The following is a 24546-nucleotide window of genomic DNA, read 5'->3' as shown; positions in this document are numbered from 1 at the left end:
AAGCACATAACAGAATAACAAGAGGTGTGAATATCATGGCAGTAAAAGATTCAACTCAGCCTGTCCCAGGAACTTACCTGTTTGATGGCAAAATGGCCAAGAAAGGCTACGGGCTGAACAAAATGTGCTACTCCTTTAATGAGCAAACGGCTCGTGATGAGTTTAATAAAGACCCTGATGCTTACTGTGCTAAGTTTGGTTTGACTGAAAAACAGATCAAAGCCATTCATGATCGCGATATCATTGGTTTGCTTCAAGAAGGTGGCAGTATCTATTACGTGGCGAAGTTTGCCGGTCTTCTTAAGCTGAATATGCAAGATATCGGGGCCATTCAAACGGGGTTAAGTTTGGATGAGTTTAAGGCGTTGCTGGTTAAAAATGGCTCAGGAGAAGCATAATGGCGAATATTATTGGCGCAGTGACCACCTCTCATATTCCAGCCATTGCCAATGCAATGGCAAATAAGCAAGAAGATACGCCCTATTGGAAGCCTTTTTTTGATGGTTATCCACCTGTACGTAAGTGGTTAAACGAAAAGCAACCAGATGTGATTGTCTTGTTTTATAACGATCATGGTCTTGAGTTTTTTATCGACAAAAAGCCGACGTTTGCCATTGGGGTGGCGGATGAATACCATAATTCCGACGAAGGGTGGGGCATTGCAACCATCCCTCCAGTGACGGGTGAATCAGAATTATCCTGGCATATTGCTAATAGTCTGGTGGAAGACGGTTTTGATATGACGATCTGCCAAGAAATGAAGGTTGATCACGGTTTGACCGTTCCTTTGAGCCTGATGTGGCCGGGTAATAATTATGGGCATGTGAAAGTGATTCCTGTGTGTATCAATTGTGAGCAACATCCGATGCCTCAGCCGTGGCGTTGTTTTGAATTAGGTAAAGCGATTGGTAAAGCCATTGAATCTTATGATGAGGACATCACTGTTGCCATATTTGGTACAGGCGGTTTGTCTCACCAGTTAGATGGAGAACGAGCAGGTATTATCAATCGAGAGTTTGATATTGAATGCATGGACAAACTGGTCAGTGACCCAGAGTCGTTAACCAAGTACAGCAATTTAGACTTGGTTAAGATCGGTGGGGCGCAAACCGTTGAGCTCAATATGTGGATTGCCATGCGTGGAGCGCTACGAGGTAAAGTCACCGAGCTCCATAGAAATTATCATGCCCCGATATCCAATACAGGATCAGGCGTGCTTTTATTAGAACACGAGATGCCTAGCAAATAGGGACGTTCTCGCGCTCTAATAAATAAGCATGCATGATGGAAAGTGCGACTAAAAGCACAATGAAGCAAGATGCGATAGGTCGAATAGACTTATCGCATCTTTTTTAGCGTGTTTTTCTTTGGTGAGTGTGAAACCGTAAGGTCACAACTACCGTGATGTATCAAGCAATCGGCTAACAGTACTGGATACATGTTCTGCCCCTTTGAGGATTTCGTCGATAATCCCCGCCGCTTCATTAATCAGTTGAGCATTCTCCTCTGAGCGACCATTTACCTCACTCATGCTGGCTTTGGCTTGGCGAGTCAGGACGCTGTTCTGTGCCACCATCTCTTCGATTTCTACCGTCGATTTACTGGTTCGAGATGCTAGGGTCCGCACCTCATCAGCCACTACCGCAAAGCCCCTGCCATGCTCTCCTGCTCGAGCCGCCTCAATGGCCGCGTTAAGAGCCAATAAGTTGGTCTGGTCGGCGATCGAACCAATGGTGGTGACAATTTTAGCAATACTTTCGGATTGCTTGTTTAGCTGCTCAATTAGCTCTGTCGAGGTGTCGACATCCTTAATAATTTGGTTGGATGTATCAACGGTACGTTTGAGTATTTTCGCTCCATTCTCTGAGACTTGAGCCGTTTCTACCGACGTTGCGTGTGCGACTTCAGCCGCATGTTGTATGGCCATTTGCTCGTTGACTCTGTCGGTAATGTCGGTCGCAATTTTAATCACCTTAGTCACATTACCATCGTCATCAAAAACAGGGTTATAAGTCGCTTCTAACCAAACAGACTGTCCTTGTTTGTTAATGCGCTCGAATTGACCTGAGTTAAAATGGCCTTGACTCAAAGATGACCAAAAATTGGGGTGAGTATCATAAAATTTATCGTTACAAAAGATGCGGTGTTTTTTCCCTGTAATCTCTTTTAGTGAATAGCCCATAGTTCTAAGAAAGTTGTCATTGGCCGTCAATATGGTGCCATCTGTCGTGAACTCAATCAAAGCGGATGAGACGTTCAAAGAGGCAATGATCGCTTTTTGATCATCTGCTTCATTTTTCTTTTGTGTCACATCAGTGGCAATTTTCACCACTTTTGTGACCTTGCCATCAACTGTGACGGGAAAGTAAGTGGCCTCTAGCCAGATTGTTTGGCCTCCTTTGGTGAGTCGCCTAAAGGTGCTCTGATGGCTTTTTCCACTGTTCAGTTTTTCCCAAAACTCTTTGTATTCGGGGCTTGATGTGAATTTTTTGGTACAGAACATGGCGTGTTTCTTACCGACAATTTCATCTAAACCGTAGCCTACGGATTTAAGAAAAAGGTCGTTCGCGTTGAGTATAGTGCCATCGGGAGCGAAACTAATGGTCGCGCAGTATCGGCTCATCGCATCTAAAAATGCCGAACCTTCAGCGGCGATTTTCTGCGTTTCAAAGAGTGCTTCCTGTTTTTGTTGTTTGCTCTTGCTATTGAAAATCATAGTATCACCTTCTTTAGGTTTGCATGGCTGTACTGCGTCTTGTAGGCTAATTCCTACACTCAGTTTACGTGTTTCGACCTTTTTTTCAGTTAACTAACGTAGGACATTTGTTATTAGTGTGATGGAGAAGTGTAAAGAGATTTTTCTCTCTTCACTGTTACGCGTGAAACGGGAAAAAAGATTGGTTTTGTGGCTATCGTTTAAAAAACCAATCTTATGGCTTCGCTTAGGCGGGTAATGTTATGGATACTGTATAATCCTGTGGCAAGATGATTTATCACAAGTGAACGAGAGGTCGCCAATGCGAACCATGGCTGTCAAAGAAGAGCAATTTTTCTATGTTATCGAACAAACATCCTTGGGCCACTGTTTATTATTAGCAAGTGATAAGGGATTACGCAATGTGAGTTTTGCTGATGATATGTCTGCTTTGCAACAGGAGTTGCATCTTACTTTGCCGAGTGCAGCATTGAAAAATGTTGGACAGTATCAAGAAGGATCTACCATCGGGCCGTATTCCGCTTGGTTTGATTGTCTTCTGGATTACTTTAGTGAGAAGGGAAACTCAAGAGACAGTTCAATTCAGCATTTACCTTTAGATATCCAGGGGACGATCTTCCAAAGACAAGTATGGCAAGCCTTAAAAACCATTCCTTACGGGCAAACGCAAACTTATAGTGAGTTGGCTGAACGAGTCGGCCGGCCCAATGCTGTCAGGGCGGTTGCTAATGCTTGTGGAGCAAATCGTCTGGCGGTGTTGATTCCGTGCCACCGCATTGTGCGTAAAGGCGGAAATCTTGGTGGCTATCGTTGGGGAATAGAACGTAAAAAACAGCTGCTCAATCGAGAGTTATCTTACGCTTAAACATCTGCTCAAACTGCCCTATATTCTGCTGTACATAGTCAATAAAAGACCGCATGGTGGGCGTTGGATGTTGCCCTTGTGGGCTGACCAAACACCAGGATCGACGTAACGGGAAATCCTTCATGGGTAATTCTACTAAACTTTTCAGTTTTAATTCGGCCAGTATTCCAAAGCGCGGTAAAACCGCGACGCCTAAGCCTGCCATTACCGCATGTTTAATAGCTTCGTTGGAACCGATTTCCATTTGATGGGTAAAGCGAACGCGCTGCTTTTGACAATGTAATTCCAATGCTAAACGGCTGCCTGAGCCCGTTTCGCGTAGCAATAGGGTCTGTTCTAAAAACTTTGCCAAAGTGATCTCTTTTTCTTGCAACAAGGGGTGGTTAGGCGGGACAACGGGTACTAGCTCATTGTCCAAAAAAGGCAGGCTCAACATGGGCTTATCGTTAGGTACCATGCCCATAATGGTCAGTTCGTCGCGATTTTTTTCGAAGCGTGCAATGGCTTCGGTTCGATTGACCACTTTCAGTGAAACCGTCACGTTAGGATGAAGGCTGGTATAGGCACGTAATAAGTGTGGGACTATGTATTGGGAGGTGGTTACCGCGACTAATTTTAGTTCCCCAGAGACTAAGCCGGTGTCGTTCATCAGATCATTTTGAAAACGTTCAACTTCATCAAACACAGAAAGGGTGCATTGTGCCAAGCGTTTGGCGATGGCAGTACTGTATAGCTGGCGACCTACGTATTCAAATAGCGGTTGCTCAATGGCCTGTTCTAGTTGTCGAATTTGGTTACTGACTGCTGGCTGGCTTAAGCCAAGCATGTCCCCAGCACGGCTATAACTGTTCAGCTCATAGACGCACTTGAAAACTTGTAACTGTCTAAAGGTAAGTCGACTGGCGAGATAATGGACGTTGGATGACATGCTTGCTCCCATTTTATTGTTATCTATCACGTATACCTTATAGATAAGGCCTGAAATATCAATTTTTACTTTGGTTATTCTTTGAGTAGTCTAGTGATTCAGAGGCCTTTGCACGGTGACTCTGTTTGCTGAATCTAGACTCGTCTTGGTTTCGCCCACAACGTTTTACTCAGATCTCATATAACAAGAAAGGAGAGATCCATGTTGAAGAAAGTGTTGATTGCCAACCGTGGAGAAATAGCGGTTCGCATAATACGTGCGTGTTCAGAGGCAGGTATTCGCTCTGTGGCGATTTTTACTGAGCCAGATCGTTATGCTTTGCATGCTAAGCGTGCTGATGAGTCTTACTCACTAGGGGATGATCCATTAGCGGGGTATTTAGACCCATTACGACTTGTCAATTTAGCCGTCGAAACCGGCTGTGACGCCATTCACCCAGGTTATGGCTTTTTGTCTGAAAATGCTCACTTTGCGCAGTTGTGTGAACAAAAGGGCATTGTCTTTATTGGGCCAAAATCCAGTGTCATTCATAAAATGGGCGATAAAACTCAAGCCCGTGATAGTATGCGCGCCGCTGGTATTCCAATTACCCCTGGCTCAGAGGGTAATCTGGCCGACTTGGAAGAGGCTTTGTCTTTAGCGGGTAAAATCGGCTATCCAGTTATGATTAAGGCGACATCAGGAGGGGGCGGTCGAGGTATTCGTCGTTGTGATACGCCTGAAGAACTAAAAAGCCAATACCCACGAGTGATATCAGAAGCCACTAAAGCGTTTGGGTCGGCTGAGGTCTTTCTGGAAAAATGCATTGTCGATCCTTGTCATATTGAAGTGCAAATTTTAGCCGATTCCCAAGGCAATGTGATCCACCTTTTTGAACGTGACTGTTCCATCCAACGACGCAATCAAAAATTGATTGAGATCGCTCCCAGCCCACAACTTACCCCAGAACAGCGCCAGTATATTGGTAATCTCGCCGTCAAAGCCGCCAAGGCGGTGGGTTACGAAAACGCGGGAACGGTTGAGTTTTTGCTATCGGGTAATGAAGTCTACTTTATGGAAATGAATACTCGAGTGCAGGTGGAACATACCATTACCGAGCAAATTACAGGGGTGGATATTGTCCGTGAGCAGTTACGGATTGCTGCTGGGTTGCCCTTGAGTTTTCGCCAAGAAGACATTCATTTCCGAGGTTTTGCGATGCAATTTCGCATCAATGCAGAAGATCCTAAAAATGATTTTTTGCCAAGCTTTGGGCGTATTACCCACTACTATGCGCCGGGTGGTCCAGGGGTGCGCGTGGATACGGCGATTTATACTGGTTATGAAATCCCCCCTTACTTCGATTCCATGTGTTTGAAGTTGGTGGTTTGGGCACTCACTTGGGAAGAAATGATTGCCCGTGGTCGTCGTGCGATAGACGATATGCGTCTGCACGGGATTAAAACCACGTCGAATTATTATCAAGAAATACTCAAGCACCCAGATTTTGTCAAAGGCCAGTTTAATACAGGCTTTGTGCCAGCCCATCCAGAGTTACTAAATTATTCCGTCAAACGTCACCCTAGCGACATTGCACTGGTATTAGCCGCTGCCATTGCTGCACACGTTGGTCGATAATCCGCAGGAGGAAGGAAAATGAGTCAAGTAAAAAAAACAAAAATCGAAGTCACTGACGTCACGCTGCGTGATGCACACCAATCTCTCATTGCCACTCGCATGCGCACAGAAGACATGCTGCCAATTTGTGAAAAGCTTGATCAAGTGGGCTTTTGGTCTTTGGAAGTTTGGGGTGGGGCGACCTTTGATGCGTGTGTGCGATTTTTAAAAGAAGATCCATGGGAGCGTCTGCGTCAGTTACGGGCAGCACTGCCAAATACTCGCTTACAAATGTTGTTAAGAGGGCAAAACCTACTAGGTTACCGTCATTACGCCGATGATGTGGTCGAAGCCTTCGTACAAAAATCAGCAGACAATGGCATTGATGTGTTTCGTGTTTTTGATGCGCTTAATGATCTGCGTAATATTGAAACTGCCATGAAAGCAGTCAAAAAAGCCGGTAAACATGCGCAAGGGACTATTTGTTATACGACCAGCCCAGTACACACTTCGGCGCTGTTTGTAGAACAAGCTAAAGCCATGCAAGGGATGGGGGCGGATTCCATTGCAATTAAAGACATGGCTGGCTTGTTGACGCCTTATGCAACTTACGAATTGGTTAAAGCGATTAAAGATGCAGTCGATCTGCCATTGGTTGTACACAGCCATTCAACGTCAGGCCTAGCGCCTTTGTGCCAGTTAAAAGCGGTGGAAGCAGGGGCAGACCGAATTGACACGGCTATTTCTTCTTTTGCGGGTGGTACCAGCCACCCAGCGACAGAATCCCAAGTCGCAGCGTTGAAAGGCACTGATTACGACACGGGATTGGATCTTGTTTTACTGTCAGAGATTGCTGACTATTTCCGTGAAGTTCGGAAAAAGTACCACCAGTTTGAAAGCGAATTTACCCGTGAAGACGTGTCTGTGCAGATCAACCAAGTACCAGGCGGCATGATGTCTAACTTAGCGAACCAGCTAAAAGAGCAAAATGCATTAGATAAAATTCGTGATGTCTTTAATGAAATTCCTCGGGTGCGGGAAGATCTTGGCTTTCCACCTTTGGTGACTCCGACGTCGCAAATTGTAGGGACTCAAGCGGTCTACAATATCCTGGCAGGACAGCGCTATAAAACCATCACCAATGAAGTGAAACGGTATTTGCTAGGCGGCTATGGTAAACCCCCTGCGCCAGTGAATGCGAGTGTTCAGAAAAAGGCCGTGGGCAATGAGCAAGTTAACGAAGCTCGTCCAGCGGATGCGTTAGCGCCTGAGTTATATAAGTTACGCAAAAAGATTGGTGATTTGGCCAAAAATGAAGAGGACGTGCTAACGTTTGCCATGTTCCCAGAACTGGGGCGTGAGTTCTTACAGCAACGCGCCGATGGCACATTGCAGCCCGAAGTGCTTCTACCGCCAGAACAGGCGGGCAATGCGGCATCGTCTGGTGGGCTTGCCACGGAATTTAAAATCGACGTTCATGGTGAAGTCTACGATGTGGCGATTACCGGCGTGGGTGACTTTGGGGTAGGTAAGCGCAAGCTGTACCTTTCTCTTGATGGCATGCCAGAAGAAGTGGTGTTTGAGTCGTTGAATGAGTATGTTTCAGAAGGCAGCAGTGGTCGTTCGAAAGCCACAGAGCCAGGTCATGTCAGCGCGGCCATGCCGGGTAACATCATTGATGTGCTGGTGGCGGAAGGGGACACCGTAAATGCGGGTCAGGCTGTACTGGTGACGGAAGCCATGAAGATGGAAACCGAAGTTCATGCCAATGTGGCTGGGACAGTGAAAGCGGTGCATGTCAAAAAAGGTGACCGTGTTACTCCTGGGGAAACGCTTATTGAGATTGTTTAGATTACAGACCCAGACCCCCTCCCAACCTCCTCCTCAATGAGGGGGCGTAGTAAACAGTTCTTACCCGCTCTGATTAGGTGGAGGTGTAGTGGTCAACCCCTTTGGCAGGGAGAGGATCTTAAACGTTCCCTCCCCTTTTTAAGGGGAGGGCTAGGGAGGGGTAATTATTGGGTAGCGAATTCTTCTGTATCGATATCCGCTTGCAGGGCTGGGCTATAGCGAGGGCCAAATACGGTATTTTGGTTAATCATCTCATCAAGCTGCTGCATTTGTTTGCTATCAAGGTTAATGCTACCCGCATCAAAGTTGTCTTGCATATGATGAGCAAAGCGGGTGCCTGGAATCGGAATAATGTGTTCACCCTTCATGCAAGTCCACGCAAGGGCCAGTTGGGCGGGGGTGCAGCCAATGCCTTTCGCCATGGCGAGGAAACCTTGCAATAGCTCGATATTTTTTGGGTAGTTCTCTGGGCTGAAGCGAGGCATCTTGGTGCGAATGTCGTTTTCTACCAGTTGTGATATGTCGGTAAGTTCTCCGCATAAGTAACCACGGGCCAAGGGGCTAAAGGCAACGAAAACAATATCGAGGGCTTTTGTGGTGTCTAGAACAGCGATCTCTGCGTTACGAGACCAAAGAGAGTATTCTGTCTGAACGGCCGTGAGAGGGTGCTCTTTATGGGCTTTTTTAATAGTATCAGCAGACACTTCCGATAAACCAATGCCACCGATTTTTCCTTCTTTAACTAAATCACCAAGTGCACCAACGCTTTCTTCAACAGGGACATTAGGATCTAAACGATGTAAATAATATAGGTCTATGTAATCAGTTTGTAGGCGCTTTAGGCTCTCTTCACATTGTTTGCGAAGGACGTCAGGGCGACCATTGATAGCACGTTTACCGTCGACACTGGCCATACCGCATTTGCTGGCAAGGAAAAATTCATCCCGGCGATCCTTTAAGGCTTTGCCTACCAGCGTTTCATTTTTTCCAGCACCATATAGGGTAGCGGTATCAAAGTGGCGATAACCCATTTCAAAGGCTGCTTGCAGGGCTTTTATGCCGTCTTCTTCTGGTAATGATGTTCCATAACCGTGGGAAAGGTTCATACAACCTAGGCCAATACTAGGGTTCATTAAGTGTGGGTGCTTCGACATTCCTTACCTCTCTGTTCGTCACTAATGGCACTATGTTGAGTTTTAATTTAGCGCTTTAGTATACAAATAAAAACAGGGAGCGATGGCTCCCTGTTGTAAAAACGCACTTTATCCTTACTCTTCAAGGCATTTTTCAAGGCGATAAAGGGTTTCCATGGCCTCAATGGCTTGGGTGACGCACGCATTAGGGGCGCGGCCTTCTTCAATAGCAGAGATAAATTCGCGATCTTGCAGCTCGATTCCGTTGTTGGAAACGGCGACACCGCTTAAGTCGATCTTATTATCGTTACCATCAAAGAGGTCATCGTAACGAGCGATATAGGTGCCATTGTCGCAAATATAACGGAAGAAGGTACCAAATGGACCATCATTGTTAAAAGATAAAGACAGGGTACAAATGGCGCCATTAGGCACTTTCATGCCAATGCTCATGTCCATGGCAATACCAAGCTTAGGATGGATTGGACCTTGCAATGCTTGTACTTTGCTGGCTGTTTCGCCTGTTTGATATTGGAATAAATCCACCGTATGGCAGGCATGGTGCCACAAAAGATGGTCTGTCCAAGAGCGTTCTTTACCTAAGGCGTTTTTGTTAGATCGACGGAAGAAATAGGTTTGCACATCCATTTGTTGGACATTTAATTCGCCAGCATCGATTTTGTTACGAATCCACTGATGAGACGGATTAAAGCGACGAGTGTGTCCTGCCATGGCAACAAGACCGGATTTTTTCTGAGCTTCAACCACTTTGCGAGCATCTTCAATGCTGTCTGCCATAGGGATTTCGGACATGACGTGTTTGCCTGCTTCCAAACATTGAATGGTTTGTGAAGCGTGTAATTGGGTTGGCGTGGCTAAAATGACCGCGTCGACATCCTCTCTGGCTAAGCTTTCTGCTAAGTCGGTTGTGTAGTGAGGGACGCCACGCTCTTCGGCGAAGGCTTTGATGGCGTCGATTTTCGTACCGACAACAGAAACGACTTCAGATCCTTCTATGGCAGCGATGGCGTCCATGTGTTTCATGCCAAAAGCACCGGAAGCACCTGCGATACAAATTCTCATATTCTACTCCTGACTTGCGAGTCGTTGTATTGTGATTTTAAACGATCGTGTAAAGGTCTCCGTATATTAAAAAAAGAGACGATTTGGAGATCCGCTGTTTCGTTAGTTTTTTGCTTTGTCTGACTTTGCTTGCGCTATCAGGCAATGATTTTAGAGTAAAACTCCGTCCCTTTTACTTATCCCAATCAATTTAACATTCAGCGTTGTGATGGGATAATCAAATAACCGCATGAGGTATTCAATTTTTGCAATGCATTAGTGGGTGACATTAGCGGAATGCTTCGCACACGTCTCTCAACATGCTTAAGAAATGTGACTGAGTTGTGGTGGGAAGCCAGTTTTTTCTAAGACAAAGGCCAATGGGTCGGCGTGTATGTTCTAGTGGATAGGGGAGGATTTTTAATAAGCCGATATTGATTTCTCGCTCCATCTGATGGGCAGAAATAAGCGTCAGTCGGTCACTTTCGAGCAGTACTTCGCGGGTCAGAATCTGCGAACTGGACTCCACAAAACGAGTGGGGAGGGCCACATTAGCGTCTTGAAAAATGTGTTCAAACGCTTGCCTTGTGGGCGTACCTTGTGCCGGAACCACCCAAGCATACTGAGCCAGCTCCTCGGCCGTGACTTGGTTGCCACGACGAAATAATGGATGATCTTGTTTGGCAATAATGGACAGTGGCGGTGACCATAGCTCTTCTTGAACCACATCGTCGGCGGGAAGCGGGTAACGCAAAGCCCCCAAAATCATATCGATGTCACCCTGACGAAGATGATGAAGTAAGTCATTATAGGGGCCTTCGGTAATATTGACATTCACATCTGGGTGACGCTCATTAAAACGCAAAATGGATTTTGGCAAGATGGTGGTGCGTGCTAATGGCATGCTACCAACGGCAATGGTGCTGACATCTCGACATTGTATGGTATTGATTTCATATATCCCCTGACGCAACTCACTGAACGCCAGTTTGCTCGCTTTAGATAAATGGCGTGCGGCTCGGGTAGCATGGATGCCTAGGCTGTTTCTTTCAAATAAAATGACCGTTAGCAGTCGTTCTAAATCTCGTGCTGCCCGGTGCACGGAAGATTGAGAGACCCCTAGGTTACGGCTGGCAATACTAAAGTTTTGTGCTTCGCAAACGGCAACCAGTGCTTTTAGTTGAGTCGTGCTGATCAGCGCCAGCATGTGCTTTGGATCGGCTTCTTTGATATTGTTTTCTTTTGCGATATCAATGAGAGCCATGAGTATGTGATCCACAGCTCTTGACACTCGATCATTCCAAACTTTGCCGCAATCCGTTGGATACATGCCATCAGAGTGACGCTCGAATAACGCGGCCCCCAGTTGACTCTCAAGTTTCGCGATGGCTTGGGTTATCGCAGGTTGGGATAAAAAAATGTAATCAGAAGCACGCGTGATACTTTTGTACTCGGTCACCGCCAGGAAGACACGTAAGTGTCGTAAGTTTGGGATAGGCATTTCCATACATTCATCACAGGCTATCAGGATTAGATGCAATTACTATATCAAAAATGAATAGCAAAGATACACAAAGATAAATGACCTTACACCAGGTTGTTATCGTAACGATCAGTTTTTGATTCTTAACGATACCGAAATTTTCATGATTCACCTGCGCTGCTTAGTATATGATTTTACTATCGTTATCGATGGTTAGAGAGTCGCTTTCTTTCTGTTTATAGAATCGCTTTATTAAGGTAAATATATGATAAATCTTGGTCTCATCGGGCAAGCCATTGCCGCATCTCGCGCTCCCTCCTTACACATGATGCTGGGGGAATTGCATCAGCTACCGGTTGATTATCAATTACAGGTGCCAGAAGACAGTACAGCGCAAGCCTTTCGAGCAAAACTGGCTGAGATTCAAGCAAAGGGCTTTGTCGGAACCAATGTGACCTTTCCTTACAAGCAAATTGCCATCGACAGTGCCGACGAAGTCAATGAGGCAGTAAGAAAAGTGGGGGCGAGCAACACTTTATTACTAAAAGATGGCAGGGTGTGCGCTTTTAATACCGATTACACTGGGTTTATTCGCGGTTATCAAGGGCGTTTAGGAGCACTGCCAGCAGGCCAAGTGTTGATGATTGGCGCGGGAGGCGTCGGGCGAGCAATTGGCTTTGCCTTATTTGACGTGGGGGCGACGGAATTGCTGGTGACCGACTTAAGTGAAGAAAGCGCCTGCTCTTTGGTTAAGGCGCTTAATGAGTCTGGCTATAAAGCACGTTACGTCGCTATAGAGGACGCCTCTACCGCCGCAGCGCAAGTGGATGGCTTGGTGAACTGTACGCCAGTTGGTCACCATAAGACACCGGGATTGCCGCTTGAGGCTAACGCCATTGGTGGGCAAAAATGGGCATTTGATGCCGTTTATACACCAATGGATACTGAGTTTTTAGTCGAAGCTCATCGTAAGGGGTTACAAATTGTTTCGGGCTTTGATTTATTTTTTTACCAAGGGATCGATGCGTTTGAAATCTTCACTGGTATAAAAGTGACGGATGTGATGCCTGTATGGCATCAGTTTAGAGAAACCTTCAATGTTACCAGCGAGTTAATTTAAAGAGCTTAACAATCAGGCCATCACCACAGTCTGCTTATCAAACCCGTGGAAAGTTGGTTATTATGCTTGTCTTTATGATCGCGCCACTAGCCTATAAGGAATGTGGATTATGGATGCTGTGTTAAACATTACTGCGCCAATTTTCTTTTTGATTTTGCTTGGCTATCTTGTGGTGCGATTTGAGCTATTGCCCGCCTTGTCGCTGCCTGGCTTGAGTCGCTTTGTTTTGTATTTGGCGCTACCGGCGTTAGTGTTCACTAAGTTATTAAATATGGATCTGGCGAAATCCATTAATATTAGTTATATGGCAGTGTACGCAGGGAGTGGTTTGATCACATTAACCACCACTATTTTTGTCTGTCGTTGGTTTTTTAAGGACAACTGGGTCTCATCTGGAGTAAGAGGGCTGGGGGCGACCATGCCAAACAGCGCCTTTATTGGCTTTCCCGTGTTATTGCAATTTTTCCATCATCCGCCAACACAAGCCTTTGCCATGAGCATTATGGTAGAAAACATTATCTTGATGCCGCTAGGACTGATTTTTATTGAAGCGCTGTATGGCAAAAATAGCATGGACGGTAGTCGAGTTGTGTTACCCATTCTCAAGCGGGTGATTTCGAATCCGATTATTTTATCGGTGTGTGCCGGACTGATTGGCTCATCGATTGGTTTTTCTTTGCCAGTATTTTTGTCCCGTGGGTTGGATATGTTGGCACTTGCTTCCGCGCCTGTGGCATTGATTGTCATCGGCGGTTCTTTGGTTGGAGTGTCGGTCAAAGGAAGTCTTAAGCAAATTGCCTTGGTAGCAACAGGGAAATTGATCTTTTTTCCATTAGTGGTGATGATGCTGCTATCACTGACCCCGAACTTACCGAGCGAATTGAAAACCGCCGTGATTGTATTTTCTGCCGTTTCTATGTTTAGCATTTATCCTATTATTGGCGATAAATACGGTGAGCGCAGTTTTTGCGCCAGTACTTTATTGATCACGACGGTGGCTTCCTTTTTCACATTAAGTATTATCTTACGTTATTTTGTTTAATTGACTGGGAGTAACAGCGATGTCGACCATCATGGTGTTGAATGGACCAAACTTGAATCTACTAGGTAGCCGTGAGCCAGCGCAATATGGTTACGAAACCTTGGCTGATGTGGAAGTCATGTGTCGAGATGCGGCGAGTGCGTTAGGTCATGACATCGATTTTCGTCAATCGAACCATGAAGGGGTTTTAATTGACTATATTCATGAGGCGGGACGACGCATTAAAGAAGGGGATGTGCTTGGTGTGGTGTTTAACCCTGGTGCTTATACTCATACTTCCATTGCCTTACATGATGCGATTAAAGGCGCAGAAGTACCTGTGATTGAGGTGCATATATCCAATGTGCATGCTCGGGAGGCATTTCGTCATCATTCTTATATTTCGCCCGTGGCAGCAGGCATTGTCGTCGGCATGGGAGTGCAGGGGTATGTGTTGGGCATCCAAGGGCTGGTTCATAAGATGAAGCAGGCCTAAGGCGTGGCTTGGTCTGTTTAATCTACAACTTGGTCTGTTTAATCTACAAATAGTATGGACGTACCGTGCACTAATTGTTCTGTGAATATAAGTGCGGGTACGCCCAAATAGCCGATAATCAAGTTTATGGTTTTTTACGAAATAATCTTGGCTTGAGCATTTTTGTCCAAATCGGCGTTTGCGTGAAGAAAATCAACACAATGGCTAAGAAGAGGACGGTAGACAGCGGGCTTGTGAAAATATGAGCAAAGAATGGACCCAAATCCCCACGTTCACTTAAGATAGCGCGGCGCCAATTTTGGTCTGTTAGTGAACTCAAAATTACCCCTAGAATCACTGGGCCTACAGGGAAACGGTAAAGGCGCATAAAATAGCCTAATATACCGAAGGCCAGCATCCACCAGATATCGACAATCGAATTGTTGATGGCGTAAGACCCAACGATCGACAGTAAGAAAATAATCGGAATTAAAATACCTTTTGGACACTCGACAATCTTAGAAAAAATCTTAATGCCTGTTAGGCCAAAGATCAGTACAAAGATATTCGATAGGGTTAAATTGCCCACGGTGAACCAAAACATATGGGGCTGTTCAGTCAATAATAACGGACCTGGATTTAAACCGTGGATAAATAGGGCGCCGATAAAGACCGCCGTTACAGCATCTCCTGGGATACCTAATGTCAGCATGGGAATATACGCCCCACCTACGGCGGCGTTGTTTGCCGATTCCGGCGCGATTAATCCCTCTTTTGCTCCTTCCCCAAAGGGCACTTTGGGGTTTTTAGTAATACGTTTTGCATGGTCATAGGCCATTAATGCGGCAATATCGCCCCCTGTGCCAGGTAGGGCGCCAATGATAACGCCTAACAAGGAACTTTGTAGACTTAAGGGTAGGTATTTTTTAAGGTCTGACAATTTTGGTAGGATGCGATTAATCTTTTGTTTGACCACCATTTTGTCCATATAGTGCAGTTGATGCAGTGCTTCTCCTACACCAAACATGCCGATCATTACCGCTACAGGATTGATACCATTCCAGAGGTCCACATCGCCAAAGGTAAAACGCTCTTGTGCGGTCATCGGATCCAGCCCTACCGTACCGACCAACAAGCCAAGTGCGCCAGCAAAAATTCCCTTGGCTAAGCTACCACCAGATAACGAGCCAACCAAGGTGATGCCGAGAATGCCCAGCATCATATAATCCCGAGGCTGGAAGGTGATGGCAAACTTACTGACGGTTGGTGCCGCAAGGGCAAGCACAATGATGCCAACAAAACCACCGATCACTGACATGACGGTCGATAAACCTATGGCTTCACCCGCTAGGCCTTTCTGAGCGAGCGGATAGCCATCCAGTGCGGTTGCAATAGCAGAAGGGGCACCTGGGATATTCAGCAAAATCGCGGTTCGAGAACCGCCATACACGCCGCCCATGTATACACCGACCATCAGGCAAAGGGCGTTATTCACGTCCCATGAAAAGGTAAAAGAGATAAGAATGGAGACGGCCATGGTCACAGAAAGGCCTGGAATGGCACCAATATAAATCCCTAAAAATGTCCCTAATGCTGTGAGTCCAAATAATTCAGGTGATACCCATGAGGTAGCGAAATAGCTTAAAGCATCCATTGTGTGATTAGCTCCACAGTGACTTGATGACAGCGATGATTCGATCTTCTGGGACAATACCTTCGGGAAGAACGACTTGGAAAATCAGTCGGAATACAATATACACCACGATGAGCGTAATAAGAGACAAGGCAAAGGTATAGAAAGGGCTCCGTCGATGCAGTATTTGTATACAAATAAACAGAAAAGCAAAACTGGTTAAGGTAAAGCCGACACTATCTAGCAATACGGCGTATATCAGGATAATGGCCATAATAATGGCAACAACGGGTGGTAAGCAGTGGTAAAAAAAACGCATGCCTTCTGCTTTAGGGGCTTTTAGCGTTTTCACAAAAATAAAGCAAGATGATAACAGCATCGCGAAAGACGCAGCCATAGGGAAGGCCCCAGCTGAGCTCATGGAGGAGAAGCCAGCGATTTTGTAAGCTTGCCAAAAGACAAATACACTAAAAATAACCAATAACAAGGCAAAGATTAATTCGCCTGGCTTACGTAGGGACGGACTGGACATATAGACTCCAGGTTATGCCAATACAAGGAGAGTCGTGCAAGAGCGACTCTCCTGTTAGATGATGAGTGAGATCGTCAGCGTGATACCTCACCTCGTTCGCAGTATTAAGGTTTTGGAATATCGAATTTAGCAGGGGATATTTTCGCGACTCCGCCATCGTATGCTAACCAAGAGGAGGTTGAGCGATAGGAATCCAAGAAGGTTCTCGCTTTTTGACCACTGATATTCAAAATACTGTAACCACGTTTATCCATAAGTTTAACAAAGTCAGGATTCAACGCGGCTTTGTGGAACGCGTTTTGTAGTTTTTCAACTGCTACCTTAGGTGTACCTTTTTTCACGAACACGCCAAAAAAAGGCCCCCAAGGCAGATATTTTTTCATTCCTGGCAAGGTGTCTGTCACGGGTTTTATGTTGGGAAGTAATTTATTTGGCTCGTTATCGATCAGCCCAATGACTTTCATGCGACCTGCTTTCACTTGCTCAATGGCTGCACCTAATACGGCAGGCATGACATCTATAGCGCCACTTTGAATCGCGGTTAACGCTGGGCCGTCACCATTGTAAGGAATACTGATGTAACTCATCTTAGTTTGAGATTTGAGCATGGCAAGCACGAGTGACGTCATTCCTCCTTTGCCTGTTGAGCCTATCTTTACTTGATCTGGGTGGTTATGAAGATAGTCCAGAAATTCTTCCATGTTGTTATAAGGTGCGTTGTTATTGGCAACAATGATTGGTGTGCCACGGGCTAAGATATCAATGGGGATCATGTCGCTGTAATCGATATTCCCTAAGCCTAAGACTTTATACATCTGTGGGTTTTCTGCCCCCATAAGCAGAGTGTAACCATCGGCGCGTTTAGCATAAACATACTTGGTGGCAATCGCCCCCACGCCACCTGTTTTGTTGGTGAGAATAATGTCTGTACCAAGGAATTTTTCGACATGAGGCGTTATGGAACGCATGACTGTATCCGTTGAGCCGCCAGCTCCCCATTGGATAATGCCTTGAATGTCTTTGTCTGGGTAGGCTGCAAAACTTGCCGCTGAGGATAGCGAGAGGGCCGTGAGTAGGGTAAGTACTGTTTTTTTCATGGTGTCTCCGGTTAGCCTTATGCAAAATAAATGAGCTAAGGTCAAAACGTTTATTATTATTTTTATTTACCCAAATGGGGCAAATAATCGGCAACGTGGATTACTTTAGCTTACGAGTCGTGAATGAGAAAAGAGTTTATCGATTCCAAAACCAACGAATTTTATACTATTTTAGTTATGGATAATCGATAAACTCCCACATTTTTAGTAGAAAATTCATCATAATCGCATCAGAAGATGTCATTTACTGCGATTTGCAGTGGTTCCAATCCCTTTGGCTAACGACCACAAGCGAGACTATTACTGATGCTCCAGAATCGCATCGCTTGTGGTTTATAAGGTTTAATGATCTACGCTTCGTATTCAGAAAAGGCTTGTCGGGTTAAGTTAACCGACACTTCGTCTTTGACAACGATGTTGTCCTCAATACGAATACCACCGTAGGGAATGAATTGTTTAATGAGTGCCATATCACACCCGTGCTGTGGTATCTCAGCCTGCATTTTGTCCAACAGCATGGGGATAAAATATAGACCGGGTTCGATGGTGAGCACCATGTTTTCCTCTAATGTACGAGTCAGCCTTAAGAAAGGCGCATTCGCATCAGGTTCACGACGTGTGCCTAACACATCCTGATGAAAGCCGCCTACATCGTGCACCTGTAACCCTAACAAATGTCCAAGGCCATGGGGGAAGAAGGTTTGTGTAATGCCTTTTGCGATTTGTTCGTCCACACTCAATGAGCAAATTTTATGGTCATGGAGAATACCAGCGATGGTTCGCAGTGCCCCTTGGTGGAGTTCAGGATAGGATGTACCAGACAAGGCTTTTTTTGCCATCTCTTGCTCTGCACTGTCCAGACTTTTGACCAAAGCTCGGAACTCATCGTCTTGTTTGGTAAAGGTGCGTGTTATATCACTGGCATAACCGTGCTCCGTGGCGCCAGCATCAATCAGCAAGGTTAGTGGATTGGCGCTACGATCAAAGTCCTTGTGTTCATAATGCAGCACCGAAGCATGTTCGTTGACGCCTATAATGCTAGGGTAAGGTTCTTGGTTGGCGGTTTGTTGGCTGGCTTGTAAATAGGCCAAATGAATTTCAAATTCACTCAAGCCATTTAAAAAGGCATCCCTTGCGGCAAGGTGACCTTTTGCACCACGGACGCTAGCACGTTGAATAGCGGCTATTTCATAAGGGGTTTTCACCGCTTTGGCAAAATCCACATAGGTATTGAAACCTGGGATAACATGAGCAAAATCTTGTGGTTCGGGGCCAAGCCAGGCACATTTTTCTGGTAAACCTTGGAACCATTTATCGTCACGACGGGCGGGGGTAATGTCCCAGCTATCCTGCCACTCACCAGCGGGAACGGGATTTGGTGCGTGCCAAAAATCATCACGAACCGGCCACACAATACGCGGTTTTTTACCTGCTTCAATAATGAGATAGGTTTCCGCGCTTAAGGTAAATGGAAGCCATTGTTGGGCACCTGAGTAACTATGAAAAGGCGCTGTATGGTCGTCTTGGAAGTAATATTGTTTATGACCTGACGCCAGTACTACGGCATCACATTGGAAGTGTGTTAAGGCGGCTTCATAGCGTTGTTGTAATACAGTGAGATGGTCCTGATAGAGAGTTGTCATCGTAATCGGCTCTTATTCGTTTAAAGGTATTTGCTACGTATGCTTAAAGCGTAATGCTCGCTACCCTTGATCCATCAAGAATGCTCAGCATCATGTGTTGGGGGCGTTAGTAATGAGCATACTCTAAAGGAATAGGGCACTTCTATCTAGAACCGCAAAAAAGTCCCGAATATGGGCATGGTACAGGGGAAGGGCTCTATTGTTGATTAGACCGAAGTTTTGCCCACAGTTTGGTTTTTTCAACCTGTTTATAGACAACACCTGCGATTAAAAAACTTGAGGAAACGGCCAAAAAACCTAATAGCCAACTATTATTTATATGGAAAAGATGTTTAAAAATGTAGAAAAAGGCAATCGTAAGTATTAACTCAAATGCGCGGTCTATAAACCAGAGCTGGTGGTCAGAGATCATCATTTTTCATCCTTAAAGTGAGTAGATATTAGACTTCTTCATTTTCGATTTTACCCTTAACGAATAAAAAAGCTACTTGATTGGTAAACATACCTTTGTAACGTACTCTTTTGGGCTGTTGGTTTGGCCTGGTCCTATTTCGTAGACCTCTACGCTCGGGTGCTTTTTATCCGGTCGATGGCCTTGTAAGCGCATCATGTTGTGGATCACATGCCATGCCAAAGATAAGTGCTGATAGCTACCATGGTAGAGTAATTGCAGGTATGTCCCGTTAAGGGTGATCCGTTCTGGGTGCAGGTCGCAGGGTTCTACATTTTGTACTAATACCCCCAGAACGCCTTCAAAGTCATGATGAATCGGGTCGGCTTTGGTATAGAGGGTAAATCGATGACCCGTTGTTGGGTTTTGTGGACCAAGAGCCGTGAATAAATCGTGAAAGCCCTGTTCTATTTTTTGTGAGATGGATTGATCTTTTGCCGTAAAGGGGCGAGTAACCGCATCGAAATGACCAAGTTGCTTGGTTTCTAAAAATGTGTAAGAAGGGTCTGCAAACTCGTAATCCGTGCGTTGGCTGTATTGAACCAAATGGGCGTTTAATCGTAATAGGGACAGCTCAAGGTCTTTGTTAGCACGAATTTTTAGTAGGGCCGTTTTGTAACGCAATAGAAAAGGGACGCTTCCCGTGAGTTGCAGGTTAATTCCCGTATGGGAGCCTTGTTTAGTAAGGTCGATACTAAGAAACACATCCTTTGGATAAAACGCATTGGCCTCGATAACGGCATGACAGTAGCTGGCGCTGGGGCGAGCCGGTTTCATGAGAATATACCCTTCTTTAATGAGTTTACCTTTCCAACTTAAGCATGAGGGTAATAGGGTGGTTTCTCCAGCGTGGGAGTAGTCATAATGCACTTTTGTGTTCGGCTCAAAGAGCAGCCAAGGTATCCATTGTGGCCAGTTGCTTAGATCTTTTAGGTTTTCTGATACGATATCAAAAGGCAGGTCAATAACGAGGTTTTGCCTAGCAAAAAAACGGCGTTTAAAAAGATAGCAGTAGATGATGATCAGACAGACCAAAACAATAATAAAGAGAAAGCCTAGCAACATGGTGTCACTCCTTGTTATGTGGCGTTGTTATGTCATGTTAATAAAGAAAAGAGAAAAAGCGTCTAAGCTTAATAGGCAAATAAATACCATGAGTGGAATGAACTTATGGCGGTTTTTTTGTCTACTATGAATATATTTAGCAGGGTGATGGTGCTTGCCAATACCTCAATCAAGATACGCCCGTTAAACTGCCTTCGTTAAAAATAGTCTGATGATGTATTTTTAGCGAACGAATGCGGTTATTGCATAGGAAAAAAACAAACATGAAATCTGAATTAGTATGGGATTGGCCGATTCGAGTCAGTCATTGGTTGATGGCGCTTTTGTTTACGGGATTGATCATAACTGGCAATGAAGGAGGTGACTGGCTCAAATACCATTTTTATATGGGGTATAGTTTGTCAGCGTTAATCGTAGCCCGTGTTTTATATGGCATTTGGGGATCTCATTATGCGCGTTTTGGACAGTTTGTACGCTCTCCTAAGGTGGTCTTCTCTTATTTGAAAGGATTGCTTACCGGACATCATGAGCACTATGCGGGCCATAATCCGATTGGCGCATTAATGGTGGTCGTATTATTTCTTGGGTTGAGCCTCCAATGGTTGACGGGACTGTTTACCAGTGATCAGATCTTTTGGTTTGGCCCTTTCAATGGTTATGCTTCCGATGATTGGCTAGATCGTATTTCAACCATTCACCATACATTACCTAATATTTTATTGGCATTAGTCGCCTTACACATCTTGGCAGTTTTGTTCCATGAAATTCATCTTAAGGAACGGTTATTTCTCGCCATGCTGCACGGCAAAAAGAAAGGTCTAACGGGGCCTGTGCAAGTACAGACGCCTCGCTTGGGTATCGTTCTGTCACTGGTCATCGGGCTTGCTTGGTTGGCTGTATTATGGATGATGCCGATATAATCGTCGGTATTGTCACAAGAAGAAATGCGCATGTTAGCTTTAATTGTCTATACAAGTCTATTGTTTGATGCTTGAGCGTCGCGATATAATAGCACTTCATTCATCAGCAAACGGATATTCCATTGTCAGAAGACACTCTATCAATGCTTGCGCATTTATTTGATGATATGCCCGATGCGTCACAGCCCATTTATGCCAAACTAAAGCAGGCTATCACCCAAAAAATCAGTCATGGTCAGTGGCAAGTGAATCAGCGCGTCCCATCCGAGGCGGAATGGGTGAAAGCCCTGGGGGTGAGCAGGATGACGGTGAATCGTGCATTGCGGGAATTAACCGCTGAAGGGATATTGGTTCGTCATCAGGGCCTTGGAACATTCGTGGCAGAAAAGAAAGCCCATTCTGCTTTGTTTGAAGTGCATAACATTGCCGAAGAGATTATTGCTCGTGGTCACCAGCACCGTTCAGAGTTATTGGTGCTGGAATCTGCTAAGGCCAATGTGGAAGAAGCTATGATGCTGGGGGTGCGCACCAATCATGGTATTTTTCGTTCCGTGGTGATCCATTATGAAGACGATCTGCCGATTCAAATCGAAGAGCGCATCGTGAATGCCAGTCGCGCACCCGATTATGATAAGCAGGACTTTTCCAAACATACCTCCTATGAATACCTAATGACTACTGCTCCCATGACGGAAGGAGAGCATTTGGTCGAAGCGGTGTTACCAACCCCAACGGAGTGCGAACGTTTGCAGATTTCGCCTACCGAGCCATGCTTACAGATTAATCGTCGTACTTGGGCGGGAGACGATATCATTACCGTGGCGCGCTTGCTGCACCCGGGGTCCCGCTTCCAGCTGTTTGGTCACTTTGGACGTTAATTAAACGTCCAAAATAGTGATAAAAATGCCGTGCCCCTGCGTCAATGTTAGATGTATGTCTTTTGATAACAGCATTATGCTGTGTGCCTTTAGCAGCAAGAGGTCGCCATTATCTTTTTCAACGACACTGTCCTCAGAGGCATAAATACCGCAAAACACAGTATGCTCGTCAGTTGGCAATGCTATGGAGTAAGGGGCTTTAACCACCTCCACATTGGCTTGGGTGTCGGCTTCTCGCACCATAATATTGAGGTCTTCAATAGCCCCCTTGATCAGTGTTGCGTGGGTTTTATCACCTCCCGCAAAACGTGCTATACCAAGTGGCTGAGTCAGGCGATGAGAATAGGGCGGCGTGTTGACTCTCTGGTGAGTTAACATCATTCCCTCACCAGAGAGCAACACCAAGGTGCGATGCAACCCGCTGAAGTCAGAAAACACACCATCTTCTACAACTGAGGCTTGGCTGATACGAAAACGTAGGCCGTTCCTATCTTCATGACGTTGAATCTCTAACGTTTCGCCAAGACCATTTTTCCATGGCATGCGTTGGTAATCGCTCTGTGAAAGAATCTGGTAAGGCAACCGAGTGTTAGGCGTCATACATCACCTTTTTAATGACTTGAATAAAGGCCAGACGGCTGTTTTCTTCTTGCTGGTGGTGGAAGTTTTTAATGATGTGGTTGCCTGCTACGAAGACGTCTTTAACAAGGTTTTCATTGCTGGCAAACAGCCAGCGATTGAGCAGATCTTTGGGTTCACTTGCCGCCATAAAAGGGTGAGACTCGTCGAGTACCATAAAATCAGCCCGGTTACCTTTTGTTAATCCCAATGACACATCACAGGCTTGATTGCCGCCCCGTAAAGCTTGTAGGTAAAGGTTATCGCCAACGCGGGTTTGATCTGCGCGATACAAGCGGTTGCGCTGTTGGTCGCGTAGACGCTGTCCGTATTCATAGGTTCGCAGCTCTTCGACAATTGATAGGCTCACATGGCTGTCAGAGCCGATGCCCCAACGGCCATTGTCTTGTTCAAAGGCGACGCCAGGAAAAATACCATCCCCTAAATTCGCCTCCGTTGTCGGACACAATCCAACGACGGCTTGGCTTTTGGCAATGGCGTGACGCTCGCTCTCGGTTAAATGGGTGGCATGAACCAAACACCAACGCTCATTTAGACCAATTTCGTTATGTAGCCATTCCACAGGTCGCTGACCACTATAAGCCAAGCTGTCTTGGACTTCTTTTTGTTGCTCTGCAATATGAATATGGATTGGGCATGTGTCGCGATACGACGCATTAAGGGTGTGGAGTACCGTCTCAATTTGAGGCTTAGTCACAGCTCGCAATGAATGAAAACAGACGCCCAATTTATGATGTGGGTGATTGTTAAGCTTAGACTGGCAAGCCTGATGCAGCTTGAGATACGACTCTGTCGAGTTGATAAACCGCGCTTGGCCTGCATTGGGCGCCTGACCACCAAAGCCAGAATGGGAATAGAGTACTGGCAGTAGTGTTAACCCCATGCCTGAGTCGTCCGCCGCCGCAATAAGCTGGTTCGCCATTTCACCCACTTGATCATAGTGCTTTCCACCCAAACCATGGTGTAAATAGTGGAATTCGCCCACTTGGGTGTAGCCCGCCTTTAGCATATCAATATAAAGCTGAGTCGCGATGACGCGCGCGTCGTCAGGCGTCAGTTTCTGCACGATTTTGTACATTAAATCGCGCCAACTCCAAAAGCTATCGTTGGGATTAAGGCAGACCTCCGCCGCCCCTGCCATTACCCGCTGAAAGGCATGAGAATGCAGGTTGGCGATTGTTGGTAGGACGGGGCCTGTCAGTCTCTGACAGCCTGTCGTTGGTGTACTGTCACAGTCAAATGAGAGGAATTGACCGTTTTTGATAGAAAAAAGCACATTATTTTCCCAACCAGAAGGCAATAGCACCCGTTCAGCAAAATAGGTTTGGGGAAGGCTCCTGTTATCAAAGAGATCCGTCTGGTTGTGGTTGGGCATAATCAATTCCTGAGTTGGACAGGGTTACAGTGTGGTTGACAAGTATGAGTGTAATGGAAAATA

At 45.7% G+C, this 24546-nt stretch carries 22 protein-coding genes; 10 read left to right on the top strand and 12 right to left on the bottom strand.

Translation table 11 applies throughout. From position 1 onward, the window contains the following. Window positions 1-35: 35 nt before the first annotated feature. Window positions 36-398 (top strand): protocatechuate 4,5-dioxygenase subunit alpha, encoded by a 363-nt coding sequence (locus JHD45_RS20440; RefSeq protein ID WP_199478345.1) that lies wholly within the window; start codon window positions 36-38, stop codon window positions 396-398. Next, complete coding sequence (locus JHD45_RS20435; protein ID WP_199478343.1) at window positions 398-1249, top strand: class III extradiol dioxygenase family protein; 852 nt, start codon at window positions 398-400, stop codon at window positions 1247-1249. The genes JHD45_RS20440 and JHD45_RS20435 overlap by 1 nt, the downstream gene beginning before the upstream one ends. Before the next feature lie 147 nt (window positions 1250-1396). Here JHD45_RS20435 and JHD45_RS20430 read toward each other — a convergent pair whose 3' ends face one another. Further along, entirely contained in the window at window positions 1397-2716 is a 1320-nt protein-coding gene (locus tag JHD45_RS20430; RefSeq protein ID WP_199478341.1) for a methyl-accepting chemotaxis protein, read from the bottom strand. A gap of 301 nt (window positions 2717-3017) precedes the next feature. Between JHD45_RS20430 and JHD45_RS20425 the strand changes: the two genes are divergently transcribed. Next, window positions 3018-3581: a methylated-DNA--[protein]-cysteine S-methyltransferase gene (locus tag JHD45_RS20425; RefSeq protein WP_199478339.1), complete on the top strand. Its 564-nt coding sequence runs from the start codon at window positions 3018-3020 to the stop codon at window positions 3579-3581. Here the strand turns inward: JHD45_RS20425 and JHD45_RS20420 are convergent. Then, complete coding sequence (locus JHD45_RS20420; RefSeq protein ID WP_199478338.1) at window positions 3556-4509, bottom strand: LysR family transcriptional regulator; 954 nt, start codon at window positions 4507-4509, stop codon at window positions 3556-3558. The genes JHD45_RS20425 and JHD45_RS20420 overlap by 26 nt on opposite strands. A gap of 201 nt (window positions 4510-4710) precedes the next feature. On the opposite strand from JHD45_RS20420, the gene JHD45_RS20415 reads away from it, so the two are divergent. Both JHD45_RS20415 and oadA read left to right on the top strand, forming a co-directional pair. Further along, a complete protein-coding gene (locus JHD45_RS20415; protein WP_199478337.1) occupies window positions 4711-6126 on the top strand; it encodes an acetyl-CoA carboxylase biotin carboxylase subunit in 1416 nt (471 codons plus the stop codon). 18 nt (window positions 6127-6144) lie between these two features. Next, a complete protein-coding gene (oadA, locus tag JHD45_RS20410) occupies window positions 6145-7956 on the top strand; it encodes a sodium-extruding oxaloacetate decarboxylase subunit alpha (RefSeq protein WP_199478336.1) in 1812 nt (603 codons plus the stop codon). Between the two features lie 164 nt (window positions 7957-8120). Here the strand turns inward: oadA and JHD45_RS20405 are convergent, their stop codons facing one another. From JHD45_RS20405 to JHD45_RS20395, 3 genes are all read right to left on the bottom strand, one after another. Continuing rightward, window positions 8121-9110, bottom strand: coding sequence for an aldo/keto reductase (locus JHD45_RS20405; protein WP_199478335.1), 990 nt, complete (start codon window positions 9108-9110; stop codon window positions 8121-8123). A gap of 114 nt (window positions 9111-9224) precedes the next feature. Next, window positions 9225-10172 carry a Gfo/Idh/MocA family oxidoreductase gene (locus tag JHD45_RS20400; protein WP_067019142.1) on the bottom strand — a complete coding sequence of 316 codons (948 nt, stop codon included), beginning with the start codon at window positions 10170-10172 and terminating at the stop codon, window positions 9225-9227. 268 nt (window positions 10173-10440) lie between these two features. After that, window positions 10441-11658: a LysR family transcriptional regulator gene (locus JHD45_RS20395; protein WP_199478334.1), complete on the bottom strand. Its 1218-nt coding sequence runs from the start codon at window positions 11656-11658 to the stop codon at window positions 10441-10443. Window positions 11659-11899: 241 nt separating this feature from the next. Between JHD45_RS20395 and JHD45_RS20390 the strand changes: the two genes are divergently transcribed. From JHD45_RS20390 to aroQ, 3 genes are all read left to right on the top strand, one after another. Next, window positions 11900-12754: a shikimate dehydrogenase family protein gene (locus JHD45_RS20390; RefSeq protein ID WP_199478333.1), complete on the top strand. Its 855-nt coding sequence runs from the start codon at window positions 11900-11902 to the stop codon at window positions 12752-12754. 109 nt (window positions 12755-12863) lie between these two features. Further along, window positions 12864-13796, top strand: coding sequence for an AEC family transporter (locus JHD45_RS20385; protein ID WP_199478332.1), 933 nt, complete (start codon window positions 12864-12866; stop codon window positions 13794-13796). Window positions 13797-13815: 19 nt separating this feature from the next. Beyond that, window positions 13816-14271: a type II 3-dehydroquinate dehydratase gene (gene aroQ / locus JHD45_RS20380; RefSeq protein WP_199478330.1), complete on the top strand. Its 456-nt coding sequence runs from the start codon at window positions 13816-13818 to the stop codon at window positions 14269-14271. A 124-nt stretch (window positions 14272-14395) separates the two neighbouring features. Here the strand turns inward: aroQ and JHD45_RS20375 are convergent, their stop codons facing one another. The 5 genes from JHD45_RS20375 to JHD45_RS20355 all read right to left on the bottom strand — a co-directional run bounded on the left by JHD45_RS20375 (window position 14396) and on the right by JHD45_RS20355 (window position 20671). Beyond that, window positions 14396-15904: a tripartite tricarboxylate transporter permease gene (locus tag JHD45_RS20375; protein WP_199478328.1), complete on the bottom strand. Its 1509-nt coding sequence runs from the start codon at window positions 15902-15904 to the stop codon at window positions 14396-14398. 7 nt (window positions 15905-15911) lie between these two features. Further along, a complete protein-coding gene (locus JHD45_RS20370; RefSeq protein WP_199478326.1) occupies window positions 15912-16415 on the bottom strand; it encodes a tripartite tricarboxylate transporter TctB family protein in 504 nt (167 codons plus the stop codon). Window positions 16416-16519: 104 nt separating this feature from the next. After that, the gene (locus JHD45_RS20365) at window positions 16520-17512 is read right to left on the bottom strand and encodes a tripartite tricarboxylate transporter substrate binding protein (RefSeq protein WP_199478324.1); all 993 of its coding nucleotides are present in this window, start codon (window positions 17510-17512) and stop codon (window positions 16520-16522) included. Between the two features lie 350 nt (window positions 17513-17862). Further along, window positions 17863-19155 (bottom strand): Xaa-Pro dipeptidase, encoded by a 1293-nt coding sequence (pepQ, locus tag JHD45_RS20360; RefSeq protein WP_199478322.1) that lies wholly within the window; start codon window positions 19153-19155, stop codon window positions 17863-17865. 484 nt (window positions 19156-19639) lie between these two features. Then, complete coding sequence (locus JHD45_RS20355; protein ID WP_233407969.1) at window positions 19640-20671, bottom strand: AraC family transcriptional regulator; 1032 nt, start codon at window positions 20669-20671, stop codon at window positions 19640-19642. A 263-nt stretch (window positions 20672-20934) separates the two neighbouring features. Here JHD45_RS20355 and JHD45_RS20350 point away from each other — a divergent pair, with 263 nt between their 5' ends. Continuing rightward, window positions 20935-21591 (top strand): cytochrome b/b6 domain-containing protein, encoded by a 657-nt coding sequence (locus tag JHD45_RS20350; RefSeq protein WP_199478320.1) that lies wholly within the window; start codon window positions 20935-20937, stop codon window positions 21589-21591. Between the two features lie 122 nt (window positions 21592-21713). Further along, entirely contained in the window at window positions 21714-22469 is a 756-nt protein-coding gene (gene hutC / locus JHD45_RS20345; protein ID WP_233407968.1) for a histidine utilization repressor, read from the top strand. Here hutC and JHD45_RS20340 read toward each other — a convergent pair whose 3' ends face one another. Together JHD45_RS20340 and JHD45_RS20335 are read right to left on the bottom strand one after the other, a co-directional pair. After that, window positions 22470-23069 carry a HutD family protein gene (locus JHD45_RS20340; protein ID WP_199478319.1) on the bottom strand — a complete coding sequence of 200 codons (600 nt, stop codon included), beginning with the start codon at window positions 23067-23069 and terminating at the stop codon, window positions 22470-22472. Further along, window positions 23059-24483, bottom strand: a complete 1425-nt coding sequence (locus JHD45_RS20335; protein ID WP_199478318.1) for a formimidoylglutamate deiminase — start codon at window positions 24481-24483, stop codon at window positions 23059-23061. The genes JHD45_RS20340 and JHD45_RS20335 overlap by 11 nt, the downstream gene beginning before the upstream one ends. Between the last annotated feature and the right edge of the window lie 63 nt (window positions 24484-24546).

Source organism: Marinomonas spartinae, from assembly GCF_016461715.1.
Classification (GTDB): domain Bacteria; phylum Pseudomonadota; class Gammaproteobacteria; order Pseudomonadales; family Marinomonadaceae; genus Marinomonas; species Marinomonas spartinae_A.
This window is presented reverse-complemented; position numbering and strand designations above follow the sequence as displayed.

Excerpts from the sequence above, each read along its gene's own strand:
- JHD45_RS20440 (WP_199478345.1), top strand. The coding sequence starts at position 36 with ATGGCAGTAAAAGATTCAACTCAGCCTGTCCCAGGAACTTACCTGTTT.
- JHD45_RS20435 (WP_199478343.1), top strand. The coding sequence starts at position 398 with ATGGCGAATATTATTGGCGCAGTGACCACCTCTCATATTCCAGCCATT.
- JHD45_RS20430 (WP_199478341.1), bottom strand. The coding sequence starts at position 2,716 with ATGATTTTCAATAGCAAGAGCAAACAACAAAAACAGGAAGCACTCTTT.
- JHD45_RS20425 (WP_199478339.1), top strand. The coding sequence starts at position 3,018 with ATGCGAACCATGGCTGTCAAAGAAGAGCAATTTTTCTATGTTATCGAA.
- JHD45_RS20420 (WP_199478338.1), bottom strand. The coding sequence starts at position 4,509 with ATGTCATCCAACGTCCATTATCTCGCCAGTCGACTTACCTTTAGACAG.
- JHD45_RS20415 (WP_199478337.1), top strand. The coding sequence starts at position 4,711 with ATGTTGAAGAAAGTGTTGATTGCCAACCGTGGAGAAATAGCGGTTCGC.
- oadA (WP_199478336.1), top strand. The coding sequence starts at position 6,145 with ATGAGTCAAGTAAAAAAAACAAAAATCGAAGTCACTGACGTCACGCTG.
- JHD45_RS20405 (WP_199478335.1), bottom strand. The coding sequence starts at position 9,110 with ATGTCGAAGCACCCACACTTAATGAACCCTAGTATTGGCCTAGGTTGT.
- JHD45_RS20400 (WP_067019142.1), bottom strand. The coding sequence starts at position 10,172 with ATGAGAATTTGTATCGCAGGTGCTTCCGGTGCTTTTGGCATGAAACAC.
- JHD45_RS20395 (WP_199478334.1), bottom strand. The coding sequence starts at position 11,658 with ATGGAAATGCCTATCCCAAACTTACGACACTTACGTGTCTTCCTGGCG.
- JHD45_RS20390 (WP_199478333.1), top strand. The coding sequence starts at position 11,900 with ATGATAAATCTTGGTCTCATCGGGCAAGCCATTGCCGCATCTCGCGCT.
- JHD45_RS20385 (WP_199478332.1), top strand. The coding sequence starts at position 12,864 with ATGGATGCTGTGTTAAACATTACTGCGCCAATTTTCTTTTTGATTTTG.
- aroQ (WP_199478330.1), top strand. The coding sequence starts at position 13,816 with ATGTCGACCATCATGGTGTTGAATGGACCAAACTTGAATCTACTAGGT.
- JHD45_RS20375 (WP_199478328.1), bottom strand. The coding sequence starts at position 15,904 with ATGGATGCTTTAAGCTATTTCGCTACCTCATGGGTATCACCTGAATTA.
- JHD45_RS20370 (WP_199478326.1), bottom strand. The coding sequence starts at position 16,415 with ATGTCCAGTCCGTCCCTACGTAAGCCAGGCGAATTAATCTTTGCCTTG.
- JHD45_RS20365 (WP_199478324.1), bottom strand. The coding sequence starts at position 17,512 with ATGAAAAAAACAGTACTTACCCTACTCACGGCCCTCTCGCTATCCTCA.
- pepQ (WP_199478322.1), bottom strand. The coding sequence starts at position 19,155 with ATGACAACTCTCTATCAGGACCATCTCACTGTATTACAACAACGCTAT.
- JHD45_RS20355 (WP_233407969.1), bottom strand. The coding sequence starts at position 20,671 with ATGTTGCTAGGCTTTCTCTTTATTATTGTTTTGGTCTGTCTGATCATC.
- JHD45_RS20350 (WP_199478320.1), top strand. The coding sequence starts at position 20,935 with ATGAAATCTGAATTAGTATGGGATTGGCCGATTCGAGTCAGTCATTGG.
- JHD45_RS20340 (WP_199478319.1), bottom strand. The coding sequence starts at position 23,069 with ATGACGCCTAACACTCGGTTGCCTTACCAGATTCTTTCACAGAGCGAT.
- JHD45_RS20335 (WP_199478318.1), bottom strand. The coding sequence starts at position 24,483 with ATGCCCAACCACAACCAGACGGATCTCTTTGATAACAGGAGCCTTCCC.